Consider the following 21,708-nt stretch of genomic DNA (forward strand, 5'->3'; position numbering starts at 1 on the left):
ATTATACGCATTAAAGCTATTTCCCTTGTCCTCGATAGCTGTTAGAATAAGTATCAACTATAGTAGGAGTCCAATAAGGTTTCTGAGTTTCTTCTACACTTCTCATAGGAACCCGCATCGAACGAGTACCTGTCCACAAAGTTCCTTTCCAATTTATTTTTGCAGTGTGTTTCTTACGGTCATATACAATATCACAAATATGGTCATATTGCTTACTACCGGAAGCCTGCACATTAAACTTATTTGTAGAAGTGTAAACCAGTGTTCCACCTTGATTGACAAAATTCGTACCGACATGACTCATCGTACCACCCAAATAAGCATAGATATTACAAGTCATTGGAATACCGCCTCCTCTATACCATCCGGCATTCACCTGCAAGGTTACTGTACGTGGCAATAATCCTGGAGCATTCGGATCTATACCATGTTGACCGGGATAAGGTGCAGAGTTAATTACCGGAGCATTAAAGAACGCAGTTTCTCCTTGTCCTGAAGTAGCATCACCACCCCATTTCAATAACTCCTTATTATCATAGTTAACCACACCACCTTGGCTCCAGCCAACCCACTGATTCTGGAATGCATCTACCGAACTTGTATTGTAAGTAATACCATTTACCACAACAGATGTAGGATTTCCTGTGAAGCCAACTTTCACATCTACGTCATTCGCACTCCACACAAACTGCACGACAAAATAATTAAACTCTGGGATACGAACAATTATAGCTTGAAGCACCGACACTTTAACTGTATAATCAGGATCATCAATATGTCCAAGGGTTATTTCTCCATAACGTTCTTCCTCATTGGGTTCACGATCACAGACAAAAGTAAAAATACCGGTTGCAGGATTATAATCCGTCTCTGGAGCAGGATGTATCCAACTTGGCTTATTGATAATAGTCAAATCACGGGTATCTCCACCATATACTTTCACATTGTTCACAGTACATGTAGTATCCGGATGCACAGTTGGCTGTGTAACCTCAATTAAATCATCAATAATACCAATAAATAAATTACTTAAATGGACAGTATCCGTATCAAGAGTCATCATATTTTTAAAAACAGCCTGCCCTTCTCCATAATATTCATCATACAATGAGTCATCACTGGTAGAGGTTCTTGTAAAAGTTACAGATGTACTTCCTGCTGTTCCTTGGGTAGTAGCAGCGGTCGCTTTAGAACTTTGAGACAGTAATTTCCAATTTCCCCCAACAGACCGAACATCAAGTGAAGCTGTCGGATGAGGAGGACTAAATTGTAGTTTATGTTCACTAACTTTAATCGTACCTCTATCCGGTCTTTGTGTTACCGGTATTTTCTTGGTCACATTATTGGCCTTAATGGTAATATACGAAGTACGCGGATGATTATCCACATAGCTATCCAAGTCGGCAGTAATTTCCACCGCATTCCCATCCAACTTTTTCACCGAAGTAATCCACGTGGCCTCAGGTGCCTTCTCCACTGTATATTCGCGAGCATTGGTATTTACATGTATTGTATCTTTAAATGCCATCCCCACCGAAGCTTTATCCGTATAAAGTTGGGTCTGTGACAAATCAGCTTCCAACTGTGTATCCTGCCAGTTCAATATCTCAGTGGAGACATCGAGCTTTCCACCAAGGAAAATGCGTACCAACAAAATTCCGTTTACTCGTGGAACCCGAGGGATTACCACATCCGTCTTCTCAAAACGTGTTCCTCCTTCACTGGCCAGATCGACACTCAGTTTAAGATGACTGGTAGTTGTGTCGGTCGGAAGTGCATTCAGATAATCAGTTCCTTTATGAGCCGGCACAATAAACCGAAGCGTATCACTGTACTGATGACCGGCCATTGCAGTATTATTATGTATAGTAAAAGTACCGGTCATAGGCTCCGCACTCACAGTAGGATTGTTTTTATTGGGATATAACCCTCCTTCCCAGTTAAGAGTCGTAGGCACATTAGTCAATTTCATCGTGTGAGTGCCATTAATATCCAGTCCTCCGGCATCGGCTATCACGACTTTGACCAATGCAACGTTCCGTGAAAGCAATGCTGTTTCGGAAGCGACATTATCCTGACCGGCAATAACCTGCTGTCCGGTAATATAAGCCGTACGCAACTCAGGCATAGACGGCAAACTCCCACCGACAGAACGTGTTTCCCACATTTTCAGTGACGAACGTGCCTGTCCACGGACAGGTTGTACCAATCCACTGTTTACATCTCCGTCAGCACTGACCAATGTAATATCCCATGTCCCCGCCGCAACCGGCATAGTGAGGCGGTCTGCAGCGTAAGTCACATCCGGCACTTTCTGCCTGAATTGTCCGGCAGTAGCTCCATCTCCATCAAACAGATAGACTTGCGTATTATTGATAATGTCTGCTGAAGCTCTTGTCATCCTGAAAACCAATGAAGGATTACCATTGGTTCCCCCCGGCGATTCCCTGTCATCCGTACAAGCAAACGCCAGAAAAAGCAGCAAGCCCATCAACCCTGTATATATTCTTTTTCCTGTCATAGTTCTTTTTTCATCCATTTTCTTCTGAGCGGACAAGAATACCTTACACTCGAGATGCAAGGCATTCTTCTCCCCAAGAATCATTTTATTTCCGGATCGTAAACTCTGCCGTACGTTCTGCATCCGATACACTGATCGGCTGTGCACCTGTAGGTTGGTTTACAGATTTGATTTTCAGTTTTACCTGTTTTTCCAAAGTATCCGTACTGAACAATACCACTCCATTCACATTGGCGGAGCTATGGTTACCGTCTCCACTGATACGTAGGTCATGCAGGTTGGTAAAGACAAAGTCTTTTCCTTCTTTTGCCGTAGCATCGGGCAATGTCACACAGTTAACAATGATATCACTACCTGTGGCATTGGTCAATAAAGCTCCGTCTGAAGCACGCAACAGCGAAACAGTGAAGAAGCCCGACACCACATTATTATTCACTCTGTGGTCACCCAGTGAAGCAATGGCCAGACGTGCCGGCTGATCGACGACAATTCCACTGCAACTCAACAGTTCACCATCAAAAGCAACATTAGAACCACTCAGGCTATGTACTTTATTAAAATTCACTACCACGGTTTTAGGAAGTTCATAGCGGGTGTCCTCCAATGTCCTGACATTAAAGGATGATTTTTGCGAACCATTGGCAAATATCACTCTAGGAGTCAATCCCATATCGAAATCGAGCGCATCGGCTGTGCCTTCTCCATATATACCATCTACTATAATATTTGCCCCCGTAGCATTGGTCAAAGGAGTTCCGTCGGTTTTAAATAATCCCAGTTCATATAAAATATCTTTGGATCCCTCTTCTCCACGCTCGGTACGTACCAACTTCACAACTGCCTGCTGATCTTCGATAACCGCTTTCCCTACAGGCTTCACCAGATAACTCTGCTGAACATCCGACAATAGCAGTTCAAAGTCTTTCACGCCTTCGATCAGATCATTCGCTTTTACCGGAACCTCGATATCCTGTTTCACCAGATAGCGATCCGCCGTCCCGCGTGAAGGGGTGAAAGACAGTTTTCCCTTTACCGGAGTAAAATTATTAGCTGTTGTAGCAGATGCTTCACGAGTGGCATATCCTACACTTACAGGAACAGGAGCCCCTTCCTTTGTAGTGGCATATCCTGTCAGCGTGACAGTAAATACCGCAGTAGCCGTTCCGTTTACCGGCTTGGTTATTTTCACATCCGAAACATAGAGTCCATGTCCCAGTTTGACAAGGCGACTACCACTGCCCAGAAAAAGTAACTCACCGGACGATGCAGTCAATGCCTGACGATAAACAGTAGGTTTATTGTCCGTCACATAACGGTCAAACTCTTTTTCACCCGTAGCAGAATACATACAAACCCGACCTTCATCCGAAGACAGCAGTAACACTTCACCGTTATTAGTTACCTTAACCTTATCAAAATTACCATCAATAGTGCGGTCAAACTCAGCTTTACCCGTCGGCAATATACGGACAAACGTTCCTCTGCGTGCATTGACATCATAAGTTGTTACCACCGATTCACCCGTAGTCCGGTTCATACCCACACCCCTCACACCTCCATTCGAGGTACCGGAATATAAAGCTGTTCCGTCATTTCTCAACAAGGCATAGTATCCTTTACTGCCACTTCCACCTACCAATATATTACCATTGCGAGCCACCTGAAGCTGATTAAGCATCACCGATCCCTGGTTGGCGGGTATCAGTGTTTTGGCAAAAACAATATCACCTTCCGGCCGTATTTTATAAATGATGCCTCCATCAGTCGATGAATTACCGGTAACAATCACCGAACCGTCATTGATATTGGCATTCATACCTGTCACGATGAACCGCTTAGCCGGAATAACAGTTACATAATAAGGCTTCCCTTTATCATCTAACCGGACCACTGTTGTCTGTTCTTTCTCCTTGTCTCCGGAGAAAGCCGCACATATATATTCAGTCGTATTGCCCAGCACCTCGAATTGATCACAATAACCACTTCCGGCATTCTTGTACTGATAAATCACTCTACCCGATTTATCCACTTTCAGAAGAATACCTTGCCGGCTATTTCCTCCTTTCGGCTCCATACCGGAAAGTATCAATGACCCGCTACGCAGCAAGGCTCCCTTCATGAGTTCACTCCCTTGTCCTCCTGCATAAATATTGGTAACAATATGACCGCTACGATCCAATATGACCGCCCGTCCGCTTAGTGTCACATTGTCTTTTCTGCCTTTTGTATTCATCACAGCAGATTGCCCGACAAGCAGGATACGGTTATCCTCCAACTCTGTCAACTCGTTAACAGCGGTAAATCCGGCCAGCGGCAATGAAAAGAGCACTTCTCCCTCTCTGCCTATCCAGGTAAGGTTATACTTCTGTCCCTCTTTACCCACCATGGCCACTTCGTCACCGGCTAAGGGACAAACCAGCTGAATCTGATTCTTATCGCCATACTTCTTATCGAAAACCACCGGCATATATTGGGCTCTCACTTGCAGACAGGCCATGATGCCCAGCAGGAACAGTATCCACACTCTATGAATTCTTGTCTTCTTCATATATCGTTTACTTTTTTATATTTCTACCTCTTATTATATATTTCGACACGCCTTGCCCTACGGTTCACCTGTATCCAATCGATACCTCCCTCCGGCCAGCGATGATACTCAATTTCCTCTTTCACCTCTTCCGGAGAAAGCTTTATCCTTCCATGAGCCTCTATGCCGAAACGTACGTTTAAACCATGATTGCGCAGAAACTCCGCAACACTTTCCGCCCTTCGCTCTGACAATGAATAGTTATAACTGTCACTACCTATCTCATCGGCAAAACCATCAAACCTAAGTTCGGAAAATTGGTAAGTACCCATTTCATTGATAAATTGCTCGAGTCTCCGTACAGATTCATCGGTCAACTCATCCGAATCGAAATCAAAATAGAGAGTCATCAGCAATCCTTCCGGCGCATACTGCTTCAGTGTGACAGACTCCGGAGAAACAGTTTCCGTAGTGCCGTTCAACAACAAAGCGCCACCTAAAATTGCATTTTCCTCACTCATCCCGTAAAAAGGCATCCCTTGCTGGGTTCCCAGATCCTCTACTGTACGGAGGTAATAGATATCGTCTCTTGAAGCCATTTCACGATCGGATACAAAATAGGCTGTTCGCAAGTCAAGCGGACACATATAATAATCGTTGAAGACGGAATTTACCGGATAAGGAAAATGGCTGATACTGCCCGGAATCACTCCATCTTTATCATAATAAGCACTGAACAGATCATAACCACCGAATCCCGGCAATCCGTTAGACGAAAAGATAAGACGTCCTTTATAGATTACAGGAAAGATCTCATCGCCTTCCGTGTTGACATCCGGTCCCAGATTAACAGGAGTCCCCCATGCCTGAGCCTCTTCATCCCAATGGACAACATACAGGTCGAACCCACCGTATCCTCCGGGCATGTCAGAGGTGAACAACAATGATTTGCCTTCATTAAACAGGTAAGGGTGGGCATACGAAGACATCTCTTCCTGTGGAAAAGCCGGAACATACTTCGTAAATCGTTTCTTCTTGTTCTTTAGCACAGAGTAAAACAACTTTGTACGGAAAGGACGTAGCTTCCGGTTTGCCATCTCTACGGTTGTCTTCTCTTTATCATACTCGATAACCGTAGCTACCATCGACTTCATATCCGGTGAAAAGGTCACCGGACCATTCTGTAAGTCAGCAGGTATTTTCCGGAAATAACCATAATATCTTGGAGGTTTCTGAGTCTCAACACCGGTTTCACCGGGTTCGTCAAGTGCATAATAGTGAGTACGATGGAAGAATAATTTCCCCGGATCATTGAATTTACTGTAACTAATGGCATAAAACGGTTGTTCCCCATAATTACCAACCCAAAATTCAGCGTTCGATGTATTCAGTAATAAGCGTTTTGCCGAAAACCCGGGATCTTCCTGAACCGAATGGCGCATGGCAAGTGCCTCCAATGTATTCTGATAGCGCTGATAGCGGCTATATATGTCTTTATAGGCATTATCCAGGCAAATGGCTTCTGCTTTGCGGGCTTGTCCCTGAAAACGCAGAGCATCCACATAATCACAGACATCATCTACCCCGAGCAAATCCGGACGCAAGCTCATTGCTTTATCATAATGCTCCGAGGCGCGACCATATTCCCTTACCATGAAATACAAACGCGCTGTTTTGAGATGAAGCGCAGCCTGACCGGCCTCATCTTTTTCACGCCTGATAGCCGTTTCATACTGAGCCATCGCTTTATCAAATTTCTGCCTGATAAAATTACGGTCTGCCCGCCGTTCTACCCGCCCTATCTTCCGCTCCTGCGCAACGGAAGGCATAGTCCCTCCCATCAGAAAAAGGAATGCGGCAGCCGACAGGAGAATCTGTATCTTCTTCTTTCTCATTTCAGCAACTTTTTATCAGTAACATTATCGGAATATATTATAGGTGAGATTTATACCGAACTTAGTCGGACCTATCCACCTCTTCGTCTTTTTACGTTCCAAAGGGAAATTCACATATTCTCCACCCAAATAATATTTATTGTATTGGAGGTGCGCATATCCCAGGCCAATATTCAGATCCAGCCCCCAACGAGAGTTGAAAGCAAATTTATACCCGGTCGAGATACCTCCCGATACTCCCCAACCTTTACGACGATAGCTCTGCAACGGATCGTTATGCTTTAATAAACCGATATTAAAATTACCGTACATAGCATAGGGGCCAATATAAAATCCATCCCATGAGTCGTTAGTATAAAAGTTACGAGGATTCACATAATAGCGCAATTCAACACTGCTCTGGAGTGCCCGAAACACTTCTTCATGTTTCTTGAATAAATACGGCATCCATAGCACTTCACCGTTCACCGTGAGTTGCCTCGTCAATGTATACTCAAAGCCGACGTTAGGCGAACCGGTCAGCCAAAAAGGAATATTCACTTTGACACTTTGTGCCTGTACTCCGCTGATTAAGCAAAATAAAACGGCGACACTCAAAATATGTCGTATAACTGATTTCATTCTAATTCTCTTTTATATGTATATATGTATCATTCCATGTCCGTATCTCCACTCTCGATATCTTCATTCCATCCTACAACCGATATCTTAATAACGGTATAAGATTCGATCTCAATAATTATACGTTTACCATGCAATAACCGTAACGGCAGTCCTGTCTCCCTTTCCGTAACTTCCACGGGCAGATGGTTGATAACTGCTCCATTTTCATCGAGAAATGTATAATTCAACCTCATCGGTTCATTCTCCACAGAAGGAATAAAACGATGATCTACCTCTAATACATCGGCTTTCTCCTGTACGGGTAATGTTCCGAAATGAAACATTTTGTCCTCAGGAGTCAATCGGCCGGTCAGAGTATCATTTTTGAGGTATTGCATCACAGGCGCTCCTTCCGCAAGCAATTGTACCTTCTTTATATGCGATACATTACCGGGAAATTTCTTAAACCGAACCGTTATACGTCCGGTATAGCGTTCCAGTGCTGCGGTATCGGTCTGTAAAATGCCCGGATGTACAATTGCGGGTACGAACTTCTGGAATAATATATCCGAAGGCTGTACATATCTGTTCGGTCCGGTAGAGCTGCTTTTCAGAATAAAAGCAGAAGCATCCAGATGTTGCCCGTCCACAAACGTAAGACTGTCCGTATTGGTATAACAGTATACTTTATATTCGCCGGGAGTTAACCTAAAACTAAACAAGCCCGCCTCCATGCGCGGATCTTTATCCCATGGAGAGGTTGCATAACGTGCACCGACCAATGTTCCGGCATCGTTATAGACCAGCACTCGACAATCACTGACAGTCTTGTTCAGAACTTCGGGTACAAAAACCTGATAATTCGTTTCATCTTCAAAATAATCATATGTACACGACGCAAGCGAAAGTAAGACTGCTACACCAGTAAATAATACTATGAGAAGTCTGTTTTTTCTCATGTTCTATAGTTTATTTCATTAATCACCCCCGAGGTCCTCGGGAGCAGCAAGCATTTCTGCTTATTCTCTGCTCCCGGACCATAATTCCGAGGGGAGTAAAAGAAAGTTTTTACATTATAATATCTGAATTTACAATATTGCTATCCCAAGGTGTAGGAGCACTCACAGTGATTTCTAAACCACCATATTCCGTAGGAGTTACAGGCACAGTCGTGCTTCCGCCAGTACGTAAAGTCAGGTTTACTTCACGAATCACGTTCGGTACAAAATTTTCTTTAACCACTCCGGACCAATAAACAGTAGCATCATTGGGAAGTGCAGTACCATCTCCCAAAATATGTCCGGCTTTACCACGTCCTGATACCACTATAAAATACTGACGCTGTCTGTCAGCCGTACCGGTAGTTGCAGAATCATTGGCACGTCCACCATTATTGGGGAATACAACCACATCTCTCCACATCGTGAAGTTTCCACTCAGAACTTTACCTCCTGCATTATAACCGGATGTAGGATCAGTTGTTTTAAAGACCTCACCACCCGAAATAGACAATATATTAGTAGCAGTCGAGGTAGCACTTACTCCTCCGGCATTCCCTGCCATCACTTTCAGATGATCCGGTAAACGATAAATCATAATAGAAGCATCCTGTGCAAAGTCAACGCCATTCGCAGTATTCTCATTATTCGTATTTCCTTCTTTATCCTTTACGTTCAGACGGACACGCATCAAAGAAACTTCACGTTTCAAAGCAATTGGAGAAGGAGTTACAGGACCATCCGAAGAAACAGTCACCCCTTGAACAGCTCCCATAAAAATTTCGGCTGGCTCGGCATAAGCTGCGTTAGCAGACAAGTCAGCTGCACAAAATGTAGGAAACGTGCCCGGTTTATACTTCATCACCATGTTCTGCGCCTGCTTCTGACGTACATTCCACATGCTCCACTCTACAGGAGTTGTACCTCCATCCAAATAGGTATTGATAGCATCTGTCGAACTCTTCGCATTTGCTATGGCTACCATTGTATAAGTTCCTACAGGTACATCTGTATAAGTAAAGGTTGTATTTCCAGTTGTTGGAGTAACTACATCGGAAAACCGCACGATATTGCTTGCGTCATATAGCAAAATCTGTACCTGGTGGATATTACTCCACGAAGTTTCCGGTACTGCAGTAGATTGTGCGGCTCTCGTCTTACCGCCCTGTTCCATACTTGTTCCTTCAAAGTTCAACTTGACTATAAAGTTAGCCTTCGAGTTCCCTCCGGGAACTTCTCCTGAAGGCAGTTCATTGTGCTCCGAACAAGCACTCATAGTCATTGCAGCAAGCAAAGACCATAAAAACATAGATTTTTTTCTCATAAACAATTCACTTTAGTTTCTACTTAATAGTTGATTCAGACAGAATGTTAGTTTCTGATCCATTTGGCCTGCCCGTTACTTCGTAGGTAACGGGATTACACAAATTCCGAGATAAAGAAGTGTCTTTAAAGGAGTTGTTTTTACTAAAATGAATCTTTACGGTCTTAAAAAAGACAATAAAATCCTTTCCCATCTTTCAACCTGAAAAATGGAAATATCTTTTGTTGCCTTTTCCGAAAGACAACCCGCTAAAAATGTTCAGCTATTTAATATCTATTGCAAAAATAATTGTTTTATTATGCGTAATTCAAAAAATATATTTAAATTTGCCGCCGATATCATCTCCCGTTACCTACGAAGTAACGGATATTTTTTCAATTAGCAATCAAGCTATTAGCTTCTTATTTTTTTATCTGTCCCCCTTTTCTTCTTCGATAAAATATATGTAATAAGAGAGCTATTCATCCGGTTTACCTCATCGTCTCTGTAGGGTTGAAAATAGGTTTCGGTTACTTTAACCGAAGAATGTCCCATAGCGTCACAAATCAAGCTTGAATTATAATTCTGCCGGAGGGCCGTTGTCGCCCAGGTATGACGGGCGGTATAAGTACTGAGTCGGTCTCTGATTCCCAATATGTTTGCCACTTGTGTCAACCGATAGTTCTGAAGGCGTAACATTCGGGCATATTGTCCATATTCATCTTTACCGGGATTCTGTATAATAGGGAAAAGATAAGGTGAGTCCGGAATTGCATACATATATTTCTGTATAATTTCCATGGCTTCCTTACCCACCACCACAGTCAGTTTACGACTGGTCTTGCGCCGGTGATACGTGATCACATTTCCCTGCAAATCACACCTGCGCAAGAAAGCAAGATCCACAAACGGCATCCCTCGAAGCAGGAACAAAAGCACAAACAGATCACGGCTGAAAGCCAATTTTCCAGGCAACGGTTTTCGGTCTGTCATCAGTCTGCATATAACTTCCGGCGAAACAGCTCTTTTCACCGGGCAATCAATACCGGTATGTACTTTATTGAAAAGACGTGGCACGTAAGTTGCCACGCCCCGTTCCAAAGCCTGATTATATACAGATCTCAACATACGCATGTAAGTAGAAATGGTATTCCACTTAAGCTGGTCAGCCAATAGTTTCTGCTCAAACAAAGCCAGCCATTCCGGAGTCAGTTGGCTAAAGGTGATTTCACGTCCATTCATAAAATTTTTCAGTCGATTCAAAGTACTCTGATATACATGGGCAGTACCATTGCGTTGTTCTTTTTTCAGTTCGACTATTCGCTTCTCCATAAATCGAGTCAAAAGTTCTTTTTTCATTTTAAGTCTGTTTAGATTACAAATTAAATTATCGCATGCTTTTGCTTATCATTTCATATATCGGACTGATATTTCAACAAATCGCAAAAAGCGTAGTGCCATAACAAACCAACTGCATGATTATCTCTTTTTTTTAGATAACTTTGCAGCCTTCGAAAAACTTTTAACCACAATTGGAATAGACCGAACCGGCTCTTCTCAAGACACCGCTTCAATCATTTCTCAGTATCCACAGTCTCAGGCTTCACAACCTGACTTGTCACAAGTGTATCTTTCTCAGTAGTATTACAAGTACCATTAAACCTGGCTTTCGATTCTATTTCAAGTTTACATGTATAAACATCACCATTCATTGTACATCCCGATTTCATTATCAAATCTTCTGCCACCTGAATATCTCCCTGTAACATCCCGTGTAACACAGCACCGGTGCACGTCACATTTCCTTTGATCCTTCCTTGAGGACCAATCACCACTTTCCCTCTACAGGAAACATTTCCCTCTATTATTCCATCTAAACGTAAATCCCCTTCTACCGTGATTGTTCCTTTCACCATTGTTCCCAATGCTATTGTAGTCAGTTTATCAACACCGACTTTCACAGTCTTTACAGAATAATCTTCATTCTTCTTTTTTCCAAACATATTAAAATCTGAATTATGTAAATAAAAAAAGGACGAACATTCTTCTGATACCAAATATTAAGTAGATTACAAATATAAGTTAATTATAAGACAGGCAGAAAAAAAGACGGGAAAATGATCGTATATAACCATAAAAAGGGGAAAAACCGTTTATCGGTTTCTCCCCTCTCTCCTATTATTTAATTGTTGCAAATAGAATTATTTATATTCCTGCCAGCTCTTTATCTGAATATCTTCCAGTTTCAGATCGCAGAATGCCTCGATAAACGCACTTGCCAGACGAGCATTAGTGATCAACGGAATATTGTGATCTATCGCACCGCGACGGATACGGTAACCGTTTGTCAATTCACGCTTCGAATGATTCTTCGGAATATTTACGATCAAATCAAATTTATGATCGGCAATCATCTTCATCACATTATTCTCAGCTCCCGGTTTCTCATCCGGCCAGTAAACCGGAGTAGTATCTACCCCATGTGCATTCAGGAAAGCAGCAGTACCGGCTGTTGCATAAATCTTATACCCTTGGTTGAACAACATGCGGCTTGCCTCCAACAAATCGACTTTCGACTTCATTGCACCTGAAGAGAACATAACTCCCTTTCCTGGAATCTTAAAGCCTGTAGCGATCATCGCATTCAGCAATGCTTCCGAAAAATCATCACCGATACAACCCACTTCACCGGTAGACGACATATCTACGCCCAGAACCGGATCGGCCTTATGCAGACGCGAGAAGGAGAACTGAGACGCTTTTACTCCGATCCAATCAATGTCAAATGCGGACTTATCAGGACGACTGTATGGGGCATCAAGCATAATGCGGGTAGCTGTTTCGATAAAGTTGCGTTTCAACACCTTCGAAACAAACGGGAAACTACGTGAAGCACGCAAGTTACATTCAATCACTTTGACTTCGTTGTTACGAGCCAGGAACTGAATATTAAACGGACCCGAAATATTGAGCTCTTTTGCAATCTGACGACTGATTTTCTTAATACGGCGTGCTGTTGCAAAATAGATTTTCTGTGCAGGGAATACCAAAGTAGCATCACCGGAGTGCACACCGGCAAATTCAATATGTTCAGAGATGGCATATTCTACTACTTCTCCGTTCTGAGCTACTGCATCAAACTCGATTTCCTTGGTATTCTCAAGGAATTGAGAAACAACCACCGGATACTCTTTGGATACCTCAGCAGCCATCTTCAAGAAGTTCTCCAATTCTTCGTCGTCATAGCAAACGTTCATTGCAGCACCCGACAACACATAAGACGGGCGAACCAGCACCGGATAACCTACTTTCTCCACAAATCCCTTCACATCTTCCAGACTGGTCAGCTCCTGCCATGCCGGTTGGTCTATCCCCAGTTGATCGAGCATTGCAGAGAACTTATTACGATTCTCGGCGCGGTCGATAGAAATAGGAGAAGTACCCAATACCGGAACAGACTGACGATAGAGTTTCATAGCCAGGTTATTCGGAATTTGTCCACCTACAGATACAATCACACCGCGAGGTTGCTCCAGGTCAATGACATCGAGTACACGTTCGAACGAAAGTTCATCAAAGTACAGACGGTCACACATATCATAGTCAGTAGACACCGTTTCGGGGTTATAATTAATCATAATCGATTTATATCCCAGCTTACGGGCAGTCTGCACAGCATTTACCGAACACCAGTCGAACTCAACCGAACTACCTATACGATAAGCGCCTGAACCCAGAACAACTACTGATTTTTCATTCTTATAATAGTTCACATCATAGCCCTGAACCGCATAAGTCATATACAGATAGTTTGTCAATTCAGGATGTTCGGAAGCGATTGTATTAATGCGTTTCACTGCCGGAAGAATACCCAGTTCTTTACGGCGTGCACGTACCATCAGATTCTCTTTCTCCATATTTCCCACCGGATTCAGCACAAATCGTGCAATCTGGAAGTCGGAGAAGCCCAGAACTTTAGCCTCACGCAACACATCGGCCGGGATATCCTCTACTTTATCATAGGCAGACAGCTTAGCCTTATAGTCAACAATATTTTTAAGTTTACCCAAGAACCACGGATCGATCTTTGTCAGTTCGTGAATACGCTCTATGGTATAACCTTCCTCCATAGCCTGAGCCAATGCGAAGATACGCAGATCTGTCGGGTGAGAAAGTTCCTTATCCAGATCCTCAAAGTGTACGTCATCGTTACCGACAAACCCATGCATGCCTTGTCCGATCATACGAAGCCCTTTCTGGATAATCTCTTCAAACGAACGTCCGATTGACATAATCTCACCTACCGACTTCATGCTCGATCCGATCTCACGGGATACACCGGCAAACTTGGTCAGGTCCCAACGAGGAATCTTGCAAATATAATAATCAAGCTGTGGAGCCACATAAGCGGAATTCGGAGTTCCCATCTCACCGATCTGGTCGAGTGTGTAACCCAATGCCACTTTTGCAGCCACAAATGCCAACGGATAACCGGTAGCCTTCGAAGCCAATGCCGACGAACGGCTCAAACGTGCATTCACCTCGATCACACGATAATCATCCGTATCCGAATTGAACGCATACTGAATGTTACACTCACCGACAATACCCAGGTGACGGATACATTTGGTTGACAGTTCCTGCAACATTTTCAACTCTTTGTCGTCCAATGAACAAGTCGGAGCTACTACGATCGATTCACCGGTATGAATGCCCAGCGGATCAAAATTCTCCATGCTTGCCACTGTAAAGCAGTGATCGTTCGCATCGCGGATCACCTCAAACTCAATCTCTTTCCAGCCCTTCAGCGACTCTTCTACCAAAATCTGTTTAGAGAAAGCAAACGAACTTTCGGCCAGTTTCAGGAACTCTTCTTCATTGGCACAAATACCGCTGCCGAGTCCTCCCAATGCATAAGCCGAACGAACCATCACCGGATAGCCAATGCGTCGCGCAGCAGCGATAGCATCTTCCATGCTCTCCACCGCCTGGCTGATCGGAGTTTTCATCTCGATTTCATCGAGTTTCTTCACAAACAAGTCACGGTCTTCCGTATACATAATAGCCTCAACCGAAGTACCTAATACTTTCACGCCATATTTATCCAGAATCCCCTTTGTATAAAGTTCCGCACCACAATTCAGGGCAGTCTGTCCGCCGAATGCGAGCAGAATACCGTCGGGGCGTTCTTTCTTAATAATCTCTTCTACGAAATAAGTAGTCACGGGCAGGAAATACACCTTATCAGCAATTCCCTCGGAAGTCTGAATGGTTGCGATATTCGGGTTAACCAATACCGAATTGATACCTTCTTCTTTCAAGGCCTTCAATGCCTGTGAACCGGAATAATCAAACTCTCCGGCTTGTCCGATTTTGAGTGCGCCTGAACCCAAAACAAGAACTTTTTTCATTTCCTTTTCCATTTCTTTTATTGTCATTATAAGTTGTTATTTCTAAGTGTCCGCATAAAAAAAATGCGTTGCCCTCAATAAAGGACTAACGCATTACCAAAGAACTAAATATCGTTTTTGGAGAAAAGAGAAGAAGTAGACCGATTCCGGGTGAAATACACTCGAATGGAGATAATACTTACTTCTGATTTCCTGTTGATTCATTGTTGTTTCAAAGTTTGTGCAAAGTAACGACTTATTTCTATAATTACAAAGGAATCTGGTAAGAATATTCGTTTTATTTGTTACTTCTGCCGATTCTGACTATCTTTGCCCTTCGATTAAAAACAAAAGTAATGGGAAAAGAAAAAATCATATTAACAGGCGACCGTCCTACCGGAAAGCTCCACATCGGACACTACGTAGGCTCGCTGAAACGGAGAGTCGAACTGCAAAACTCCGGCTCGTTTGACAAAACTTTCATCTTCATTGCCGATGCACAGGCACTGACCGATAATATCGACAACCCCGAAAAAGTACGTCAGAACGTAATTGAAGTAGCTCTCGATTATCTGGCTTGCGGACTCGACCCGGAAAAATCAACCATCTTCATCCAGTCCCAGATTCCGGAACTGTGCGAACTGACTTTCTATTATATGGATCTCGTCACCGTATCGCGCCTGCAACGTAATCCCACTGTGAAAACAGAAATCCAGATGCGTAACTTTGAAACCAGTATTCCGGTAGGTTTCTTCACTTACCCCATCAGTCAGGCTGCCGACATCACTGCCTTCCGTGCCACAACCGTACCGGTTGGTGAAGACCAGGAGCCCATGATCGAGCAAGCCAGAGAGATTGTCCGCCGTTTCAATTATATCTATGGAGAAACCCTGGTAGAACCGGAGATCCTTTTACCGGATAATGCAGCCTGCCTGCGCCTGCCCGGTACCGATGGAAAAGCCAAGATGAGTAAATCGTTAGGCAACTGCATTTATCTGGCCGAAGAAGCTGATGAAATCCAAAAGAAAGTGATGAGCATGTTCACCGACCCCGATCATCTGCGCGTGCAAGATCCGGGTAAAATCGAGGGTAACACCGTATTTACATACTTGGATGCATTCTGCCGTCCCGAACACTTCGAACGTTACCTGCCCGACTATCCGAATCTGAACGAGTTGAAAGCCCACTATCAGCGCGGCGGTTTGGGTGATGTAAAGGTAAAACGTTTCCTCAACTCCATTATGCAAGAAGAGTTGGAGCCTATCCGCAACCGTCGGAAAGAATTCGAAAAAGATATTCCCGCCATCTATGAAATGCTGAGAAAAGGCTGTGAAGTAGCAAGAGCTGCCGCTGCCGATACCTTGTCGGATGTTCGCAAAGCCATGAAGATAAACTACTTCGATGATGCCGAACTGATCAACGAACAAGTGAAGCGATTCAACAAATAGAAGTTAGATACATAAGTAAGCCCAGATACTTATCTATAAAAAAAGAACGCCCTGTTACCGGATCGATAACAGGGCGATTTCTTTTAAAGAAAGTCAAGTCCGAACTTATTTAACAGACTCTACTAATACAACTCGGTTTAGGTAAATAGGTTTACCGAATTTATCCACACCACCACCGGCATCAACCTTCAAGCGGCTGGAATCTACTCCGTATTTCTTAACCAATGCATTGACAACAGCCTGAGCACGTTTCTGGCTCAACTCCTTATTGAATGCAGGAGTACCGGTTGCTGAGTCAGCATATCCGTATACGGTATATTGTGTATCCGGGAATTCTTTCATCTTGGCAGCAAGATAAGACAAGTTCATCTCTTCACGTGGTGACAGTTCAGAAGATCCGATTGTGAAGAATACGGTACGCGGAGCAATGTTAGCATCCGTAACGACTACCTGTTCGGCAACTTCTGCCACCGGCTGATTCTGTGCGTCAACCAACTGCTGTTGCAGTGACTGGTTAGCAGCAGCCATGTCATTCATTTGACGACGCATATTAGCCAGTTCGATTTCAGAAATAATCTGTGGCATCGGACGGGCAAATCCGCGAGCCGGGAAACGATAAGTCAAACCGGCAGTCAGGCTGGCAACACCGTCATATCCATGTTTTCCGCCAATTTCTCCGTCAAACTTATCTTCGGCCAGCATACCACCGATTTCGATATTGATATCTACCGCACTCGAAACGCGGAAACGGTTGATAATACCTGCGTTCATAGCAAACGCCTCACGATGAGGTTTCGAATATGAATGAGTAAAACCGGCTCCCAAATAAGGGATAATTTCATATACACGGTGAGAGTTGTATCCGCCAAACAGTGCATTCAAGTTGAACATCACGTCCCCGTGAAGATTCATATAGTTGAATTTCTGTTTATAATACCCATTAGCCAGTTTACCACTCTTCACAAAATCAGCTGTTTCCGAACCGGCAAAGCCGCGTCCCTGTAAGCCACTGTACTGCAATCGCAACCCCAATCCCGGAGTAAACCATTTACCGACAGCCACATTCAATGTCGGACTGATACGGTCCCTGAATTTCCCGACATGGTCATTATCGCCGAACAGTGCTTCAGCACCTCCGCCGATAGAGAAAAACCAATTATCCCAGAAAGGGTTAGTGATCACTTGATATTTGTCTTGTACCTGGATAACTTCGTATCCCGTAATTGTAGTCTGCTGCGCAGAAGCAACAGATGTAACGCCGGCTAAGGCCAGCAGCATTAGAATCTTTTTCATATACCTTAATAGTTAAAGTGGTTATTACAAATCTTCCTATTTATTATTGAAACTATTTAAATAACACCAACGAAACTAAAAGGTTTTGGATAAATAGAAATTTCCGAGGCATTTTCTACAAAGTTCGGGGGATACACCTTATTATATATAGTCCTAAAGCTACTTTGACCTATTTTTGTTCCATGAAAATTTTTCGTAACGGCATAATCAATCTTTCCAGCAGGCGAAGATCATCCGTGATAATTTCCGCACTTCCCTTCATCTCACGAGTCAACGGCAAGGTCTTCCCATAATTGGTTGTCAGTCCGTCCGGTAAGGCAATATCGACCACATACATGCCTTCCGCCGTCGGCAGGGGCGATACACTTTTCACCTTCCCCTTTACATAGCCGAACTCCTGATCCGGATAGTTGTTCAAACGCAGATTTACCCGCTGTCCGGCTTTCACTTTACCCGACCCCTGCAAAGGCAGCAACGCCGTCCCCACAGGCAAAGATTCTTCTTCGGGAGCAACCACAAACACTGTAGCCCCCGATTCCACGTACTGATTCACACTCCATACATTCAGGAAAGTAACCTTTCCCCCAACCGGACTTCGAAGCAGATAACGCTGCTCCCAGGCGGTGAGCTGACTCTGCAACTGATCCGTAGCATTTCTCAGATTCACGGCCTGTGTCTGCTTCTCCTCAAACGCCTGTTTCTCCAGATCGAGCAATGTCTCTTCCGATTGTTCTATCTGCATATCCACCTGAGTTAACTGCATGCGGGCCGACTCCCTTGACTGAAGACTTTGCAGGTAGCGACTCCCAGACTGTTCAAACTCCGTAATAATCATCGCCTGGCGATGATAGAGAATTGAATCTCGCGTATACGAAGCATGAGCCAGGGCATACTCTTTCTCTATCAGAAAATACTGGCTCCGAACCTGACCATAATATTTCTTCTGAGTCTCCAAAAGTTCCCTCTGCGACTGTAACTTCTTTGCATAATACCCCAATTCATTCATACGCACCATTTCGGAGAGAGTACTCACAAACGCCGCATAGGCCGACTGTATCTCTCCCAGCCGCCAGCGATCTGTTTCCGAATGTAGAAAAAGCCCTTTACCCGACTCAGGCGTATATCCTTCCTGTTTCCACTTCCGCATCCGCTCTTGCAAGGAGAATACATCCGACGCACAAGCTGTATTCTCTATTGTCCCCAGATTCGTGTCGGGTTCCACCTCCTGACCGTTTTGTACATACAGATTCTCCAGTCTTCCGGCTGCTCGGGCCACTACGTAAGCCGGAGGATCTTGTGTGCTTACCGTCACCTCCGCAGCAATCACATCCGGATATTTAAACCAATAGCTTCCGGCAACCAATGCCACCACTATGACAAACAGCACCGTAATGCCACTGCGAAGAATCCATGCCGGAACACGATTCATCACTTCCTGCACCTCTTCGCTACGAAGCTCGATCTCTTTATATGTGTGCTCCTTTTCCATATCTAACTTCCTAATTCCAACTGATTCTTCACCAACTGATAATACAATCCTTTCTTTTCCGTCAGTTCCCGGTGGGTTCCCTCTTCGGCTACAGCACCCCTATCCAGCACCACGATCTTATCCGCATCACGAACCGTACTCAAACGGTGCGCCACTACCACAACCGTCTTACCACGATAGAACGTGTGCAGATGCTCCATAATCTCGCGTTCATTGTTGGCATCCAATGCATTCGTCGCCTCATCGAAAAACAGGAACTCAGGATTTTTATAAACAGCGCGGGCTATCAGCAGGCGTTGACGCTGTCCCTGGCTGATGCCGTTTCCCTCCATGCCGATCTTCGTATTATACCCCAAAGGAAGAGAATCGATGAAGTCACGAATGTTGGCCACTGTCACCGCATGGCGAAGGCGCTCCACATCCACCTGTTCCTCCCCCACGGCAATATTATTTGCAATCGTGTCAGAGAAGATAAAGCCATCCTGCATCACCGAACCGCTCTTCGCACGCCAGAGGTGCGGATTTACCACATCCAGAGGGGTCTCACCTATCTTGATATCCCCCTTATTCGGAGTATAAAAGCCAAGCATCAGCTTGATCAGCGTAGTCTTGCCGCTACCGCTCGCACCCACAATCGCCGTCACCTTGTGTTCGGGTATGTTCAGGTTCACATCATTCAGCACATAGTCACGATCCGCACCGTCATAACTGAACGAGAGATTCTCGATACGTATATCACGCCGTTCCGGAAGAACCGTCAGCTTAGAGGCAATATCCTGCTCTTCATCCTTCTGCCCATGAATCTCGTTCAGGCGCTCCAGACTGATCTTCGCATCCTGCAACTGCTGTGCAAAACCGATAAAAGAACCGATCGGACCGCTTAACTGACCGATAATATACGTCAGTGACATCATCATACCCAACGTCATATTTCCCTCCACAACCGATTTAGCAGCAATAAAAGAGATGACAATATTCGTAGTCTGATTAAAAAAGACAGAACCCACCTGTTGCACCTGTCCCAGTGCCAGACCTTTTACGCTGATCTTGAAAAGTTTCACCTGAATACGTTCCCACTGCCAGCGTTTTTGTTTTTCACAGTTGTTCAGTTTGATCTCCTGCATGGCAGTCACCAACTGTATCAAACTACTCTGTTCGCCCGCCGCCTGGGCAAAACGGCGGATATCCAATTCGCGCCGGTACTTCATAAACACAAGAATCCAGCAGATATAGAGTGAATTGCCCACCAGAAAGATAGCAAGAATACCCAGATTGTAATAAGCCAGCACAAAAGCAAAGATAAAGAAGTTCACAAAAGAGAAAAGCGTACTGATGGACGATCCCGTCAGAAAACTCTCGATACGTCCGTGATCGCCTATACGTTGCATAATGTCACCAATCATCTTCGTATCGAAATAATGGAGCGGAAGCTTCATCAACTTCGCCAGGAAGTCAGAGATCAGCGAAATATTGATACGCGTATTCATGTGAAGCATAATCCAGCTACGGATAAACTCGACCGAAAGTTGTGAAACGGAAATCACCAGTTGTGAAATCAGGATCAGAGTGATAAAGTTCAGGTTACCGTCGCGAATACCCACATCCACCAATGACTGTGTCAGAAAAGGGAAAATAAGCTGCAACAAGCTCGCTGTCAGCATTCCCAGAATCAGTTGAATCAGTTGTTTACGATAAGGAGACAAATATTTAAGAAAGAAACGAAGACTGCGACTGCCGGATTCTTCTTCGTCGCCCTGCCCTTGGAATTCCGGACCCGGTTCAAGCGCAAGTGCAGCCCCTTTCTCCTCTCCATTCACCTTAGTAGACAACCAGCATTTCTTAAACTCCTCCTCACTGTACGAAATCAACTGACGGGCGGGGTCGGCGATATAGAAACGGTAGCCGCTACGTTTCTTCTTTATATCATAACAGACCACGAAGTGATTCTGGTTCCAATGCAGAATGCAAGGCAACGGTACATCCTTCTTCAGTTGCTCCAAAGAGATGCGCACCCCCGAAGTACGGAAACCGATCGATTCCGCCGCATCGCTGATGCCCAGCATGGAAACTCCTTCACGGGTAATAAAAGAGCGTGCACGGAGAGTTTGCAGGGAGTAGCTCTTACCATAATACTTCGCAATCATGCGAAGGCAGGAAGGACCGCAATCCATAGCATCCAACTGGAGATAGTGAGGAAAAGAATTTAATTTCATTGATTCATAATATTAGTCTACGTAACAA

The 21,708-nt window shown here is 44.3% G+C and carries 13 protein-coding genes; 1 reads left to right on the top strand and 12 read right to left on the bottom strand.

Translation table 11 applies throughout. The features are described from left to right. Positions 1-16 precede the first annotated feature (16 nt). From BSHG_RS00300 to carB, 9 genes are all read right to left on the bottom strand, one after another. A complete protein-coding gene (locus tag BSHG_RS00300) occupies positions 17-2,668 on the bottom strand; it encodes a BACON domain-containing protein (RefSeq protein ID WP_008661732.1) in 2,652 nt (883 codons plus the stop codon). Beyond that, complete coding sequence (locus tag BSHG_RS00295; RefSeq protein ID WP_008661733.1) at positions 2,607-5,069, bottom strand: Calx-beta domain-containing protein; 2,463 nt, start codon at positions 5,067-5,069, stop codon at positions 2,607-2,609. Before BSHG_RS00295 ends, BSHG_RS00300 begins: the two co-directional genes overlap by 62 nt. 23 nt (positions 5,070-5,092) lie before the next feature. After that, positions 5,093-6,943 carry an OmpA family protein gene (locus BSHG_RS00290; RefSeq protein WP_005791774.1) on the bottom strand — a complete coding sequence of 617 codons (1,851 nt, stop codon included), beginning with the start codon at positions 6,941-6,943 and terminating at the stop codon, positions 5,093-5,095. A 24-nt stretch (positions 6,944-6,967) separates the two neighbouring features. Continuing rightward, positions 6,968-7,564, bottom strand: coding sequence for a DUF3575 domain-containing protein (locus BSHG_RS00285; RefSeq protein WP_005799113.1), 597 nt, complete (start codon positions 7,562-7,564; stop codon positions 6,968-6,970). 29 nt (positions 7,565-7,593) lie between these two features. Continuing rightward, positions 7,594-8,505, bottom strand: a complete 912-nt coding sequence (locus BSHG_RS00280; RefSeq protein WP_008661736.1) for a FimB/Mfa2 family fimbrial subunit — start codon at positions 8,503-8,505, stop codon at positions 7,594-7,596. 109 nt (positions 8,506-8,614) lie between these two features. Beyond that, positions 8,615-9,868 carry a FimB/Mfa2 family fimbrial subunit gene (locus BSHG_RS00275; RefSeq protein WP_008661739.1) on the bottom strand — a complete coding sequence of 418 codons (1,254 nt, stop codon included), beginning with the start codon at positions 9,866-9,868 and terminating at the stop codon, positions 8,615-8,617. 393 nt (positions 9,869-10,261) lie between these two features. Further along, positions 10,262-11,206, bottom strand: a complete 945-nt coding sequence (locus tag BSHG_RS00270) for a Tsr15 family tyrosine-type DNA invertase (protein WP_005799110.1) — start codon at positions 11,204-11,206, stop codon at positions 10,262-10,264. Positions 11,207-11,421: 215 nt separating this feature from the next. Then, positions 11,422-11,850, bottom strand: coding sequence for a polymer-forming cytoskeletal protein (locus BSHG_RS00265; RefSeq protein WP_005791781.1), 429 nt, complete (start codon positions 11,848-11,850; stop codon positions 11,422-11,424). A gap of 198 nt (positions 11,851-12,048) precedes the next feature. Then, positions 12,049-15,270: a carbamoyl-phosphate synthase (glutamine-hydrolyzing) large subunit gene (gene carB, locus BSHG_RS00260; protein WP_005799108.1), complete on the bottom strand. Its 3,222-nt coding sequence runs from the start codon at positions 15,268-15,270 to the stop codon at positions 12,049-12,051. Between the two features lie 323 nt (positions 15,271-15,593). On the opposite strand from carB, the gene trpS reads away from it, so the two are divergent. Then, positions 15,594-16,685 (top strand): tryptophan--tRNA ligase, encoded by a 1,092-nt coding sequence (gene trpS / locus BSHG_RS00255; protein WP_005791788.1) that lies wholly within the window; start codon positions 15,594-15,596, stop codon positions 16,683-16,685. Positions 16,686-16,790: 105 nt separating this feature from the next. Here trpS and BSHG_RS00250 read toward each other — a convergent pair whose 3' ends face one another. The 3 genes from BSHG_RS00250 to BSHG_RS00240 all read right to left on the bottom strand — a co-directional run bounded on the left by BSHG_RS00250 (position 16,791) and on the right by BSHG_RS00240 (position 21,680). Next, complete coding sequence (locus BSHG_RS00250) at positions 16,791-17,978, bottom strand: OmpA family protein (RefSeq protein WP_005791792.1); 1,188 nt, start codon at positions 17,976-17,978, stop codon at positions 16,791-16,793. A 169-nt stretch (positions 17,979-18,147) separates the two neighbouring features. Beyond that, the gene (locus BSHG_RS00245; protein ID WP_005799106.1) at positions 18,148-19,467 is read right to left on the bottom strand and encodes an HlyD family secretion protein; all 1,320 of its coding nucleotides are present in this window, start codon (positions 19,465-19,467) and stop codon (positions 18,148-18,150) included. 2 nt (positions 19,468-19,469) lie between these two features. Beyond that, positions 19,470-21,680 carry a peptidase domain-containing ABC transporter gene (locus BSHG_RS00240; RefSeq protein ID WP_005791796.1) on the bottom strand — a complete coding sequence of 737 codons (2,211 nt, stop codon included), beginning with the start codon at positions 21,678-21,680 and terminating at the stop codon, positions 19,470-19,472. Positions 21,681-21,708: the final 28 nt, after the last annotated feature.

It is taken from the genome of Bacteroides sp. 3_2_5 (assembly GCF_000159855.2).
Taxonomy (GTDB): Bacteria; Bacteroidota; Bacteroidia; order Bacteroidales; family Bacteroidaceae; genus Bacteroides; species Bacteroides fragilis.

Coding starts and splice junctions, on each gene's coding strand:
- BSHG_RS00295 (WP_008661733.1), bottom strand. CDS start 5,069: ATGAAGAAGACAAGAATTCATAGAGTGTGGATACTGTTCCTGCTGGGC.
- BSHG_RS00290 (WP_005791774.1), bottom strand. CDS start 6,943: ATGAGAAAGAAGAAGATACAGATTCTCCTGTCGGCTGCCGCATTCCTT.
- BSHG_RS00285 (WP_005799113.1), bottom strand. CDS start 7,564: ATGAAATCAGTTATACGACATATTTTGAGTGTCGCCGTTTTATTTTGC.
- BSHG_RS00280 (WP_008661736.1), bottom strand. CDS start 8,505: ATGAGAAAAAACAGACTTCTCATAGTATTATTTACTGGTGTAGCAGTC.
- BSHG_RS00275 (WP_008661739.1), bottom strand. CDS start 9,868: ATGAGAAAAAAATCTATGTTTTTATGGTCTTTGCTTGCTGCAATGACT.
- BSHG_RS00270 (WP_005799110.1), bottom strand. CDS start 11,206: ATGAAAAAAGAACTTTTGACTCGATTTATGGAGAAGCGAATAGTCGAA.
- BSHG_RS00265 (WP_005791781.1), bottom strand. CDS start 11,850: ATGTTTGGAAAAAAGAAGAATGAAGATTATTCTGTAAAGACTGTGAAA.
- carB (WP_005799108.1), bottom strand. CDS start 15,270: ATGGAAAAGGAAATGAAAAAAGTTCTTGTTTTGGGTTCAGGCGCACTC.
- trpS (WP_005791788.1), top strand. CDS start 15,594: ATGGGAAAAGAAAAAATCATATTAACAGGCGACCGTCCTACCGGAAAG.
- BSHG_RS00250 (WP_005791792.1), bottom strand. CDS start 17,978: ATGAAAAAGATTCTAATGCTGCTGGCCTTAGCCGGCGTTACATCTGTT.
- BSHG_RS00245 (WP_005799106.1), bottom strand. CDS start 19,467: ATGGAAAAGGAGCACACATATAAAGAGATCGAGCTTCGTAGCGAAGAG.
- BSHG_RS00240 (WP_005791796.1), bottom strand. CDS start 21,680: ATGAAATTAAATTCTTTTCCTCACTATCTCCAGTTGGATGCTATGGAT.